Below are 11652 nucleotides of genomic sequence, written 5' to 3'. Positions count from 1 at the left end.
TATTTTTTTGGAGGTGAATAAAAAATGAACCGCATTTCAGATGATTTATTATTGGAAGCTTATGCAAAAGCACGCAAGCTCGAGCTTAGCCGTGACTTTATCTTGTTGATTGAAGATGAATTAAAAAAGAGAGCTCTTTACTATCAAGTAAAAGCACACTAATAGAAAGCACTTGCTTAAGCAGTGCTTTTTTTATACGAGTGTGCCCACTTTTTCACCAACCTTTATTTCGCAAGGCACACTCAGCCGCTCATTCCATGCAAATGTCCCGGGCTCAAACAAAAGAACAACCGTCGAGCCGAAATTAAAATAAGCGACTTCTTCCCCCTGTCTCCAAGTTAGCCCGTGATGAGAGCGTTCAATCGAATTTACAAACATGGCTCCTACTTTTACTACCGCCATTTTTCCAGAATCAAATTCCAGCTCCGTAATTTCTCGATAATTTTTAGCAAGAGGTTTTCTGCCGTATTTTAAACCGTGACTATTGACAGGATAAGAGTGTTTGCCAAGCGTCCATTTTTGAACGACCCGGCCGTTGATCGGACTATGAATTCGATGGTAATGGCTTGGGCTCAAGTAAAAAACGAGAAATGTCCCTTTCTCATAACCAGCTGCTTTTCCACTGTTACCAAGCATTTCAGTCACAGAATAAGGCTTTCCTTTCACCATTATTTCATGGCCGCTCGTAATCATACCTTTTTCTGCAAGCAGCGCATCGACAGGACTCACAACATGATCGTCTCCATAATCAATCGTCCTTGCGTCCGGCAGCAACTGGCGCATAAAGAAATCATGAAGTGTTTGATAATGTTCAACCGGATGAGCCATTTCTTGCTCATTGACCCTGTATGCTTTCATAAAAGGGCGGATCATCGGCTTACTTAGGGAAGAACTTGTATATCGTTCAAGGAGTCGTGAAGACCACCTCTTATTTGTCAGTTCAATAAAAAAGCGATATAAGTAGCGTTGCACGATTCAACCTCCAAAAATTTAAAAAATCCTATCCACTTTATGGTATAATAGATCATCATCAAAATATTATTATATAATAAACTATCAGCAGATTTCCTGCTAAATTCGAGGAGAGTGTAAATTTGTTTATTTCTCAAGTTATAGATATCACTATAAAGAAAGCAAAAGCTCAAACAGCCAACGTGCTAACATTAGGTAATTTAGCTTTAGGCGGCTTTTCTATCTTAATGACGATGCACGCTCAGTACCATCTTGGCCTGCTGCTTATTTTCATAGCGGCCCTTGCTGATCGTTTTGATGGAATGGTTGCCCGCAGAATGAATATTGAATCTGAATTAGGCAAGCAGTTGGATTCGATGTGCGACATTATCTCTTTTGGGGTGGCTCCCGCTCTGTTACTTTATATAGGAATCTTATCTGAGTTTGGCTTTCCCGGATCCTTTTTCACGGTCTTCTACATCGGCTGTGGCGCTTTTCGGCTAGCTCGCTTCAATATTTCTGAGAACAACGGCTATTTTCACGGCTTGCCGATCACAGCAGCTGGATGCTTGCTCACCCTTAGCTATTTAGCTATTCCTTATCTTCCCATGCCTTCATTCATGGTTATTATTATGTGCTTATCCTTATTGATGATTAGCCCTTTTAAACTAAAAAAGGTTTAAACCTCCCCCGGGAAATCCCCGGGGTTTTTTATTGCCATTAGTAAAAACCATCTGCTTTTCTCGCCTTCCTTTTTCTCTTTCATATGACATTCCTCGCCTTTTCTTCGAAAATTCAAGAGGACAGGCAAATCAGCGGCCCCTCTCTCATACACTTAGGACAACAGCGGATTTACCAAAGGAGGAGGTTCAATGCTCGGCATTCTTGCTGCCCTATCTTACGCGGTAAAAGAATTAATTTTCTTTGTCTCCTATGTAAAAAATAACGCCTTCCCGCAGCCTTTGTCTCCTAAAGAAGAAAGGATCTACTTAGAGAAAATGGCAAAAGGCGATGCAGAGGCCCGCAACAAGTTGATCGAGCACAATCTTCGGCTTGTCGCACACATTGTGAAGAAGTTTGAAAATACTGGAGAGGATTCCGAAGATCTTATTTCAATCGGAACGATTGGTTTAATTAAAGGGATTGAGAGCTACTCAGGAGGAAAGGGGACAAAATTAGCTACATATGCCGCGCGATGTATTGAAAATGAAATTTTAATGCATTTGCGTGCCTTGAAGAAAACAAAAAAAGACGTCTCCCTTCAAGACCCAATCGGACACGACAAAGAAGGAAATGAAATCAACCTGCTCGATATTCTAAAGTCGGAAGATGAGGATGTGTTGGAGCATATTCTGCTGACAATCGAGCTGAAAAAAGTATTGAAATTTTTACGAGTCCTGGATGAACGCGAGCAAGAGGTGATCATTGCTCGCTTTGGTTTAAATCAAAATGAAGAAAAAACCCAACGGGAGATCGCTAAAGAGCTTGGCATTTCCCGCAGCTACGTATCACGAATTGAAAAGCGTGCCCTTATGAAAATGTTCCATGAGTTCTATCGTGAAGAAAAAGGTAGGGGGCATTAGAGAACTAAGAGCGGCTTCCACGAGAGAAGCCGCTCTTAGAAAAATAAAAATATCTATCAAGATCATCCTTCAGCGATAAGCTGACAGCTCTGTCTTTCTGTTTGTCCAGCTGTAGCAGCCAGCCCGTACGGCGGTTTCGTCCTCTCGGGAGGAGCCAAAGAGCGCCTCCTTGTCGAGGCCTCCAACCTCCTATCGGGCCAAACAGGCTGCTTCCGCTTTTCTTGTCCAGCTGCAGGCGCTTAGCAGCTAGTAGACTTCCTGCTCCTTCCTTCGATAAGTCCACATCGAATCGCTTTCGCTCTTCGTGTTTCCTTTACCTCCTGCGAAGCTGTCCAGTCTTCTATACGCTGCTCGGCAAGCGCCTTCCGCTTTTCTGTTTTAATCAATTGTAATGGATACTAGCACTCCCATAATTGTAGCAAGCAGCAATCCCATAATCATCATGACCATTCTTCTTCACTCCTTACATACTCAAAAAGCTATTTACTATTAATGTACCACAAATGGAATGTAGTGTAGCACGCTTTTCACAAATTATTCACATTTCATTGACGGGACAATTGATTGACGATCCCCACGACAAGATTGGCCGAATGGCGGGCTGCTTTTGGCAGGAATTGCTCGAATGACACATCGGATTCTTTGCCCGCAATATCGGAGATCGAACGAATAATTACAAATGGAACACCAAATTGATAAGCTACCTGAGCAATGGCCGCTGCCTCCATTTCAACAGCTTGCAACCCATTAAATTTCTTTCCTACCTCAAGCACACGCGCTGGATCGCTCATAAATGCATCTCCTGTCGCGATCAGCCCTTTCACTACTTGTTCCTCTCCAGCTTCGCTCGCACAGCCCACGGCAATGCTAATCAGCTTTTCATCCGCTTCAAAAGCAGCAGGAAGCTGTGGTACCTGGCCGTACTCATAACCAAACGCCGTCACGTCTACATCATGGTGGCGCACTTCTGTAGAAATTACAACATCTCCTACATTAAGCGCAGGATTTAGCCCACCCGCTGAACCTGTATTGATCACAGCGTCCGGCCGGAAATGATGCAGTAAAATGGCTGTCGTCATTGCAGCGTTGACCTTTCCAATACCAGAGCGCAGCAGAATGACCTCAGCCCCATTCAATGTTCCAGTTGTAAACTCGCTATTAGCTATCGTTTCCACTTGACGATTTTCCATTTGCTCGCGCAAAATTACCACTTCTTCTTCCATTGCTCCAATAATTGCTATTTTCACTTTCTTCTCCTCCGTTCTTTCCATGTACCTGTCTCATTTTAGCATTTTTTTCACAGAACTGCTTGCCACTTCTTCCTTTTATCTTGTATACATAAGAAGAAACTAAACTAATTTGAAAGGGGAAAGAGCATGCAGTTTCAACTCGACTTAATTGAAGATAAAATTGAATTTTTTGAAGCGACTACCCTCGCTTCTCTAGAGAAAAAAATTGCTGAAAAAATCGAACAAAACCGAGCTATTCTGTTAGGTGTCCACTCGGTCAGCCATCAGATGCAAATTGATGCAGATGGTCATAAGCACTTTTCAGCCGTCGTTCACTTTAAAGCCAAGTAAGAAAAACAGAAATTCCTATTTGGCCTGATAGACAAAAAATGAGGAGACCCGCCAATGCGCGTCCCCTCTCAAAACTTACCGCCCTTTATCATTATGCTTTAGCTTGTACATTTTTACCGGCTTCCAACCCTCGCCGTCCACCCAGTTTATATATACACGATAGGCGTTGTTCGGGTCACTTTTTGGCGAAATGGTTCCGATTGCTCCTTGAGGGCCATCTCCGCTAATATACCAGACGATCATTTCTTCTTGAGGAATACCTGTTGCATAAGATAACGCTTCTTTCTTCTCTTTCCAATCCACTGAATTGCTATCAAATGAAGAAGTATGCTGTCCTGATTGCGAAGTGCCGACGCCTGTCCAATTTGGGTTCTCTATTTCTTTTTCAACATTTGGCTCATCGCTCTCTTTTTCGATGACTCCTTCTTGATCATTTTCTTTCTTCTCTTGCTCATCCTCTTTCTTCTCTTCGTCTGTTGTGTCTTGGTCTGTTGTGCCTTCTTCCTCATCTGTTACGTCAGATGACGGCTCATCTTGCTTATTAGCCGAAGATTGTTGCGTCTCCGTTCTCGGCTTAGGCGGCTGTGCAGCTTCTTCTTTTCCACCGCCTGAAAAAATAGTGAACGCAACAACAACAATTAAAAGAACGACAACAGCAATGGCGGTATTTAAAATTCGATTTGTTTTTCTTCGTTTAGATTTTCTTTCTGTACGTGATGGCTGTGCCATGTTACGACTCCTCTCTCTTTGGCATCATTCACATTTTATCATGTCTCTACTTGAACATGAAGTTATTTTAACCGAAAAAAGCGCTAAAGACCTACTGTCTTTAGCGCTTTTTTCTATTCATTATTTAATTGAGACGATTTTCACTTTCATTTCTCCGCCAGGTGTCTGCACGATGACTTCATCGCCCACTTCTTTGCCAAGCAGACTTTTCGCAATCGGAGAATCGTTTGAAATTTTCCCTTCGAATGGGTCGGCTTCTGCACTACCAACGATTGTATAAGCTTCTTCTTCACCATCCGGCAGCTCAATAAATACAACTGTCTTTCCTAAAGAAACGACGTTGCTGTTATCCTCTTCAATGATTTCCGCATTGCGAATCATTGCTTCAATTGTGCCGATGCGCCCTTCAACAAAGGCTTGCTCCTCCTTCGCTGAATCGTACTCGGAGTTTTCCGATAAATCCCCGAAACTGCGGGCAATTTTAATTCTTTCTACAACCTCCTTGCGCTTAACGGTTTTTAAATATTCTAGTTCCTGTTCTAACTTTTCTTTCCCCTCTTTAGTCATTGGGTATACTTTTTCTGTTGACAAGTCCCTTCCACTCCTTTTCATCTCGCTGCCTTCCTTGGTGAGGAAAACAAGTAAACATGAGCAGGCTGCCTCATTTAGAGCAGCTTTTGCCGCATTCATATATAGGGAAAGCGTTTTCCTCTATATATGAGCGCGCCATAAGCCCGCTCCAATGGTTGAGACAGCCTTTGTTTTTAAAAGATTATGTCTGTTTCATAAAAAGATACTATAAAATGGCTTTTTGTTCAAGAACCGTTTGAATTTTTGTTACCATGAGGTCGATGGCTACATGATTTTGGCCACCTTCCGGGATAATAATATCTGCATAGCGCTTCGTTGGTTCAATGAACTGGTTATGCATCGGCCGGACTATATTTAAGTATTGATCAACGACAGATTCAAACGTACGTCCCCGCTCCTTAATGTCCCGAATCATCCGGCGAATAATGCGCAAATCTGCATCCGTATCAACAAATAACTTAATATCCATTAAATCACGCAGACGCTCATCCTCCAGTACGAGAATGCCTTCAAGTATAATGACATCTTTCGGCTCCATCCGGATCGTTTCAGCCGAACGTGTATGCCGAGCATAATCATACACCGGCTTTTCGACTGCTTTGTATTCCAATAAATTTTCAATATGACTGATGAGTAAATCGTTATCAAAAGCAAGGGGATGATCATAGTTCGTCTTCAGCCGTTCTTCAAATGGCAGATGACTTTGATCTTTATAATAATAGTCTTGCTCAATAACCATAACAGAATGTCCTTTAAAATGCTCGGCAATTGACTTTGTAACGCTCGTTTTGCCGGAACCGGAACCGCCGGCAACACCGATGACAACTGGCTTTTGGTCCATGAAACTTATTCAAGCCCCTTTCGCATCATGTTATTTGGGTACACTGGTTTTGCTGTTTTAAAACGGACAATTTGCAGCGGGTGGCGAGCGGCATCCAACTCATTCCCCTGCTCATCCCATATCACCTCTACCGTTTGTGTGAAACCTTCAATTTCCGGACCAAAGAACTCGACTTCGTCTCCCGGGCGGAAAAAGTTCCGTTGTTGCAGAGTAACGATTCCTGTCTCTTCTTCATAATCAAGAACAAGTCCGGCAAAATCATATGAAGCTTTTTTCCCATGAACACCAAATAACTGCTCTTCTACGCCAGGAGTGCCTTCGAAGAAAGCCGGAGCTGCTGGGCGGTTCGCACATTTTTCAAGTTCATCGAGCCATTCCTGCTTGATTTGAAAATGATCTGGATCGGCACAGTAAGCATCAATTACCTTTCGATAGACACTAACCACTGTCGCAATGTAGTGAATGGATTTCATACGGCCTTCAATTTTTAAGCTGTCTATGCCTAACTCAATGAGCTTTGGAATCGATTCAACAAGCTTTAAATCTTTTGGACTCATCGCAAAAGGCGAATCATCCTCAGAAAATAAAGCCTGTTCGCCGTTATCCTCAAGTGAATAAAGGTCATAGTCCCAACGGCATGACTGACAGCATCCTCCCCGGTTTGAATCACGGGCCGTCATATGATTACTCAGGACACAGCGGCCTGAATAAGCAATACACATTGCACCGTGAATAAATGTTTCAATTTCAATATCAACCTTTTCCTTCATTTCACGCATTTCTTCACTTGTTGTTTCTCGAGCAAGAACAACCCGGTGCAGCCCTTCCTCTTTCCAGTACTGAACTGCACGCCAGTTAGACAAAGATTGCTGTGTGCTCAAGTGGACTTCCACTTTTGGTGCAACACGCCGGCATGTCTCAATAATAAGCGGATCTGCGACGATAATACCGGTGATGCCAGCCTCCTGCAATCCTCGCAAATAGTCTTCGAGCCCGTCTATGTTCTCATTGTGCGCATAAATGTTAGTTGTTACATATATTTTGGCCCCATATTTTCGAGCAAACTCCACGCCTTCTTTCATTTCTTCTAATGTAAAGTTTCCCGCATTTGAACGAAGGCCATACTCTTGACCGCCAATATACACAGCGTCTGCTCCGTAATGAATAGCGATCTTTAATTTCTCAAGTGTGCCTGCTGGCGCCAGCAATTCTGGTTTTTTCACAATAACCCGCTTGCCGTCAACGACGGTTGAAATCTTATCGTTTATAACCGCACTCACGTTTGTTCCTCCTTTTTAATAAACCGTTTCCTTGAAGAAGAAGCCTGTATCTAATGGGCGGTGTTCCGGCTGTAACTCTTCAATTTTCTCGAGTAATTCTTCTTTCACTTCTTCGTACTGCTCAGAATCCTCTACACATAAATCAATAGCCTGGCGATAAAGCCTCGTCACTTCCAGTAAATATTCCGGTGAATGCAGGATCCCATCAATTTTGAAGCTGTCAATCCCCGCTTCTACCATTTCCTCAAGCTCGTCGATCATGCATATATCATTGGGACTCATAATATGGGTACCGTTTTTATCTTCGAAGATCGGATATTTATTTCCGCGCTCTTTATCGTATAAAAGCATGTTTTTCGCTTCTCTGCGATTTTCGATCTCCATCACTTTCCCCTGATACTCAAAATAATGGCCTAAAAGCGGCCGTTTAGATTGAAACATACATGTCATGCCATGTACTTGCACCTCAATGGCAACTTCCGCGTGCTCTTTTATATCAATCATCTCATCCATGCTTAATTCACGGGCAAGAACAGCTCTCACAGCCCCGCGTTTTCCCCAATAGTTACAAGTGAAGTAATTTGTTGCTGTAGTTTCTGTATTCCAATGCAGCGGCATATCAGGTGCTACTTCACGAACAGCCATTAGTACAGCAGGGTCTCCAAAAATAATGGCATCGGCTCCTGCTTCTTTGATAAATGCGATATACTCATCCAGTTCATTAGCTATTTCATTATGAAAAATAGCATTAACTGCCACATAAGCTTTCTTTTCTTTGCTATGAGCCTTCTCAATTGCTTTTTTAATTTCTTCTCTGCCAAACTCTCCCGCAAGGCGCAATCCATAGCGCTGCTCGCCAACAACAAATGCATCAGCTCCTGCCTCTGCAAGAAGCTCAATCGCTTCTATGTTATGCGGAGTAACAAGCAATTCTGGTTTTTTCACGTTATTTCCCACCTCTTTTGCGGCTAACTGCTAAACCATCTCCGACCGGGATGATTGCCGTGTCAAAGTCCGGATGATTCATCAGCCACTCATTGTAAGATTGAATTTTCTTTACTAAATTAATCATTCGTTTTGACTCTACCGGGATGCCGGCAACATAGCCTTTGAACAACACATTGTCTGTATATACCGTGCCCTCTGGCACTAAAAAAGCGGAATACCCCTCAAAAAATCGAGTGTACTGTCCTTTAGCAGCATCAATAAAAATCGCATCGTACGGACCCTTTTTTCCTGCCTCTGCGATTAAGTCGAGCGCATCACCGAATAACACCTCTATCCGGCTTTTGCAATCTGAACGATGGATATAATCAATAGCCTGCTGATAGCGCGATTCATCCCTTTCAATGGTGATGATCTCTGTCTCTGGAAGGGCTGCAGCCATCCGCAAGGCTGAATAGCCTATAGCCGTTCCTATTTCTAAAATCCGCTTTGGCTGCTGAATACGCATGATTTGTAGCATGGCTTCTATGCCGGCTGGCTCCATAATTGGCACTCCATGTTCCTTAGCAAAAGCTTCCATTTCAATAAATAATGGGGCACGGCTTTTAATCAATGATTCTATATAATGATGGATAATATTGTCCATAATACACCCCTTCTCCAAAAGGCCTGACTGTGCCTTATGTAACTGCGACGATCTCCTGCAACCGAACCTTTCTCCATCCTTATGAGGCAGGCATGGCTATCACAAAAAACTTTCCTGTTCAAATTAAATAATGGGGAAGCCACATTTCCATTGACAAGAAAAAGAAGAAAGCCTGTCAGCTTTCTGCTTGATGGTATTTCATTAACTTGTCTTTCCCAAAAACACTTGAACTATTTTATCACAATAGCATAGGAAAAGCGATCCTTCTGTCTATTGCTTTTGCTGTTCTTGGTAGTTCGTAATGTATTTTTCCTTTAATTTGCTATGCTCTTCTAAAGTTTTAGCATAGTATACATCCCCTGCAGGAGAAGCAAGGAAATAAAGGAAATCCGTATTTTCAGGATTTAAAGCTGCCTCCATAGATGAGACACCGCTATTGCCAATCGGTCCTGGTGTCAATCCTTTTACTTTGTAAGTATTATATGGAGAATTCACTTTTAAATCTTCATACAGAACACGTTTTTTATGTTTGCCGAGTGCATACAGTACTGTTGGGTCTGTTTGTAGCGGCATACCCGCTGCCAGACGATTATAAAATACGCTCGAAATTTTATGGCGGTCCGCTTTTTCCGTAGCCTCTTCCTCGATTAAGGAAGAGAGAGTCAACAATTTATGAGTGCTCATTTTTTTTGCCGCCATAGCTGTCCGGTACTGAACAAGCACACTATCTGTTTTTTCCAGCATATCTTCCACTATTTCTTTAACCGGCTTATTCTTATTCCCATAGTGGTAAGTAGCGGGATATAAGTAACCTTCAAGCGGATACTTAATGTTTTTAGCAAGTACTTCCTCAGTGAGCAGCTCTGGATACTTTTTCATCATTTCCTGAATAAACACCCGATCATTCATTACTTTCAGCACATCACTTGCCGAATGGCCCGTTTGCTTGCCGATAACAGCAGCAATTTGGGTTAGTTGATAACCTTCTGGAACGGTGATCTTCACTTGACCTTGCCCAATCACTTTTCCTGTTTTTAAGCTTTTGATTAACTCATCCATTGTCATGCTAGGTGTAAAGGAATATTCTCCAGCTTGAAAGTTATCTTCATTTTTGTATTTTACGTAATATTTAAAGACTTCGGCATTTTTAACGATCCCTTTTTGCTCCAGCTTTTCAGCGATCACTGATAGGCTAGATCCAATTGGAATATTAACCTGAACAGGAGTATGATCTGCTTTGTTAACAGGCTCTAATGCGGATTGAATGAAAAAGTATCCGCCCGCTGCCAGTCCGCCAATCAGTAGCAGAAATAAAATAATGGCAAAAAAAATAGCTTTTCTTAACCGTCTCTTTTTGCCAGGCGGCTGGATATATGATTGTTTCGACATACACTTACCCCTTTCAACAAATAACGAGCCTTTCTTTGCTTTTTTATTATACTACATCTTTTGAGAAAAGATAGAATTGAAAAAAGACCGGGGCAGCCCCGGTCTTTTTTGATTGCTTGATTATTCCTCTTCTTCCTCATCAAGAAATGTATTCAACATTTCCTCAATTAATTCCCATTCTTCATCAGATTCAATCGGCTGAAGTTCACCATCTTCGCCGTCTTCACCAGGAATAAAGGCAGAAGCATGAATTTCAATTTCTTCGTTGTCATCTTCTTCTGCTCCAACAGGGAAATAAAGCACATAGGACTTTTCAAACTCATCAGAATCGAACGTGAAAAGTACCTCGCATAGCTGTTCATTGCCATTTTCGTCAATAATCGTAATTTGTTTTTCTCCGTGGTCCATTTTCTTCACCTCATTATTTTTGGCTGTCCAAAAATCCTTGTAGAATCATAGTGGCAGCCATCTTATCAATCACTTTTTTGCGTTTTTTTCGGCTCACGTCTGCTTCAAGCAAAACTCTTTCCGCTGCCATTGTGGTTAGCCGTTCGTCCCAGAGAACGACTGGCAGCGAAAAGCGCTTCTCTAATTTTTTTGCAAAAGATTGGGAAGCCTCACCGCGTGGACCTATCGTATTGTTCATATTTTTAGGCAGTCCAACGACAAACTTTTCAACTCCATATTCTTTGCATAAGCTCTCAATGCGTCCTAAGCCGAAATCATACTTCTCTTCATTGATACGAATCGTTTCCACGCCTTGCGCGGTCCAGCCCAATTCATCGCTAATGGCAACGCCGATTGTCTTTGAACCGACGTCCAACCCCATAACTCTCATAAAAGTTTATTCCTCTCGCTGCTGTTTTAAATACGTTTTCACAAGTTCTTCGATAATTTCATCACGCTCGAGCTTGCGAATCAAATTACGCGCATCGTTATGCCTTGGAATATATGCGGGATCGCCGGAAAGCAAATAACCAACAATTTGGTTGATCGGATTATATCCTTTTTCCTGAAGAGCCTTATATACTTTAAAAAGTACCTCTTCCACGTTCTGCTCAAACGGTTCTTCTGGAAAATTAAATTTCATCGTCTGATCAAAAGAGCTCATTAATAG

The 11652-nt window shown here is 42.3% G+C and carries 17 protein-coding genes; 4 read left to right on the top strand and 13 right to left on the bottom strand.

The window, feature by feature from the left end:
* Positions 1 to 24 precede the first annotated feature (24 nt).
* On the top strand, positions 25 to 162 hold the full coding sequence (locus MKZ02_RS09285) for a sporulation histidine kinase inhibitor Sda (RefSeq protein ID WP_120033216.1): 138 nt from the start codon (positions 25 to 27) through the stop codon (positions 160 to 162).
* 30 nt (positions 163 to 192) lie between these two features.
* Here the strand turns inward: MKZ02_RS09285 and MKZ02_RS09280 are convergent, their stop codons facing one another.
* The gene (locus tag MKZ02_RS09280) at positions 193 to 972 is read right to left on the bottom strand and encodes a phosphatidylserine decarboxylase (RefSeq protein ID WP_120033219.1); all 780 of its coding nucleotides are present in this window, start codon (positions 970 to 972) and stop codon (positions 193 to 195) included.
* Between the two features lie 122 nt (positions 973 to 1094).
* Here MKZ02_RS09280 and pssA point away from each other — a divergent pair, with 122 nt between their 5' ends.
* Positions 1095 to 1634: a CDP-diacylglycerol--serine O-phosphatidyltransferase gene (gene pssA, locus MKZ02_RS09275; protein WP_120033222.1), complete on the top strand. Its 540-nt coding sequence runs from the start codon at positions 1095 to 1097 to the stop codon at positions 1632 to 1634.
* Positions 1635 to 1823: 189 nt separating this feature from the next.
* Positions 1824 to 2534, top strand: coding sequence for an RNA polymerase sporulation sigma factor SigK (sigK, locus tag MKZ02_RS09270; RefSeq protein WP_120033225.1), 711 nt, complete (start codon positions 1824 to 1826; stop codon positions 2532 to 2534).
* A 4-nt stretch (positions 2535 to 2538) separates the two neighbouring features.
* Here the strand turns inward: sigK and MKZ02_RS09265 are convergent, their stop codons facing one another.
* Both MKZ02_RS09265 and mtnN read right to left on the bottom strand, forming a co-directional pair.
* A complete protein-coding gene (locus tag MKZ02_RS09265; RefSeq protein WP_340853205.1) occupies positions 2539 to 2817 on the bottom strand; it encodes a hypothetical protein in 279 nt (92 codons plus the stop codon).
* Positions 2818 to 3079: 262 nt separating this feature from the next.
* The gene (gene mtnN / locus MKZ02_RS09260; RefSeq protein WP_340856367.1) at positions 3080 to 3781 is read right to left on the bottom strand and encodes a 5'-methylthioadenosine/S-adenosylhomocysteine nucleosidase; all 702 of its coding nucleotides are present in this window, start codon (positions 3779 to 3781) and stop codon (positions 3080 to 3082) included.
* Between the two features lie 129 nt (positions 3782 to 3910).
* Here mtnN and MKZ02_RS09255 point away from each other — a divergent pair, with 129 nt between their 5' ends.
* Entirely contained in the window at positions 3911 to 4114 is a 204-nt protein-coding gene (locus MKZ02_RS09255; RefSeq protein WP_120033231.1) for a DUF2536 family protein, read from the top strand.
* A 75-nt stretch (positions 4115 to 4189) separates the two neighbouring features.
* Here the strand turns inward: MKZ02_RS09255 and MKZ02_RS09250 are convergent, their stop codons facing one another.
* The 10 genes from MKZ02_RS09250 to MKZ02_RS09205 all read right to left on the bottom strand — a co-directional run bounded on the left by MKZ02_RS09250 (position 4190) and on the right by MKZ02_RS09205 (position 11646).
* Positions 4190 to 4843, bottom strand: a complete 654-nt coding sequence (locus tag MKZ02_RS09250; protein ID WP_340853204.1) for a YrrS family protein — start codon at positions 4841 to 4843, stop codon at positions 4190 to 4192.
* Positions 4844 to 4963: 120 nt separating this feature from the next.
* Positions 4964 to 5434, bottom strand: coding sequence for a transcription elongation factor GreA (greA, locus tag MKZ02_RS09245; protein ID WP_120037833.1), 471 nt, complete (start codon positions 5432 to 5434; stop codon positions 4964 to 4966).
* A 205-nt stretch (positions 5435 to 5639) separates the two neighbouring features.
* Positions 5640 to 6275: a uridine kinase gene (gene udk / locus MKZ02_RS09240; protein WP_120033237.1), complete on the bottom strand. Its 636-nt coding sequence runs from the start codon at positions 6273 to 6275 to the stop codon at positions 5640 to 5642.
* Between the two features lie 5 nt (positions 6276 to 6280).
* On the bottom strand, positions 6281 to 7555 hold the full coding sequence (locus MKZ02_RS09235) for a peptidase U32 family protein (protein ID WP_120033240.1): 1275 nt from the start codon (positions 7553 to 7555) through the stop codon (positions 6281 to 6283).
* Positions 7556 to 7570: 15 nt separating this feature from the next.
* A complete protein-coding gene (locus MKZ02_RS09230; protein ID WP_120033243.1) occupies positions 7571 to 8500 on the bottom strand; it encodes a peptidase U32 family protein in 930 nt (309 codons plus the stop codon).
* A 1-nt stretch (position 8501) separates the two neighbouring features.
* Positions 8502 to 9146 (bottom strand): O-methyltransferase, encoded by a 645-nt coding sequence (locus tag MKZ02_RS09225; RefSeq protein ID WP_120033246.1) that lies wholly within the window; start codon positions 9144 to 9146, stop codon positions 8502 to 8504.
* Between the two features lie 270 nt (positions 9147 to 9416).
* On the bottom strand, positions 9417 to 10535 hold the full coding sequence (mltG, locus tag MKZ02_RS09220; RefSeq protein WP_340853201.1) for an endolytic transglycosylase MltG: 1119 nt from the start codon (positions 10533 to 10535) through the stop codon (positions 9417 to 9419).
* A gap of 120 nt (positions 10536 to 10655) precedes the next feature.
* Positions 10656 to 10952 carry a DUF1292 domain-containing protein gene (locus tag MKZ02_RS09215; RefSeq protein ID WP_259455581.1) on the bottom strand — a complete coding sequence of 99 codons (297 nt, stop codon included), beginning with the start codon at positions 10950 to 10952 and terminating at the stop codon, positions 10656 to 10658.
* Positions 10953 to 10956: 4 nt separating this feature from the next.
* On the bottom strand, positions 10957 to 11373 hold the full coding sequence (gene ruvX / locus MKZ02_RS09210) for a Holliday junction resolvase RuvX (protein ID WP_340853199.1): 417 nt from the start codon (positions 11371 to 11373) through the stop codon (positions 10957 to 10959).
* Positions 11374 to 11379: 6 nt separating this feature from the next.
* Positions 11380 to 11646, bottom strand: coding sequence for an IreB family regulatory phosphoprotein (locus tag MKZ02_RS09205; protein WP_041097404.1), 267 nt, complete (start codon positions 11644 to 11646; stop codon positions 11380 to 11382).
* Positions 11647 to 11652 lie beyond the last annotated feature (6 nt).

Source organism: Pseudobacillus sp. FSL P4-0506, from assembly GCF_038003025.1.
In the GTDB taxonomy this organism is placed as follows: domain Bacteria; phylum Bacillota; class Bacilli; order Bacillales; family Domibacillaceae; genus Pseudobacillus.
This window is presented reverse-complemented; position numbering and strand designations above follow the sequence as displayed.

Coding starts and splice junctions, on each gene's coding strand:
- MKZ02_RS09285 (WP_120033216.1), top strand. CDS start 25: ATGAACCGCATTTCAGATGATTTATTATTGGAAGCTTATGCAAAAGCA.
- sigK (WP_120033225.1), top strand. CDS start 1,824: ATGCTCGGCATTCTTGCTGCCCTATCTTACGCGGTAAAAGAATTAATT.
- MKZ02_RS09255 (WP_120033231.1), top strand. CDS start 3,911: ATGCAGTTTCAACTCGACTTAATTGAAGATAAAATTGAATTTTTTGAA.
- MKZ02_RS09250 (WP_340853204.1), bottom strand. CDS start 4,843: ATGGCACAGCCATCACGTACAGAAAGAAAATCTAAACGAAGAAAAACA.
- udk (WP_120033237.1), bottom strand. CDS start 6,275: ATGGACCAAAAGCCAGTTGTCATCGGTGTTGCCGGCGGTTCCGGTTCC.
- MKZ02_RS09225 (WP_120033246.1), bottom strand. CDS start 9,146: ATGGACAATATTATCCATCATTATATAGAATCATTGATTAAAAGCCGT.
- mltG (WP_340853201.1), bottom strand. CDS start 10,535: ATGTCGAAACAATCATATATCCAGCCGCCTGGCAAAAAGAGACGGTTA.
- ruvX (WP_340853199.1), bottom strand. CDS start 11,373: ATGAGAGTTATGGGGTTGGACGTCGGTTCAAAGACAATCGGCGTTGCC.
- MKZ02_RS09205 (WP_041097404.1), bottom strand. CDS start 11,646: ATGAGCTCTTTTGATCAGACGATGAAATTTAATTTTCCAGAAGAACCG.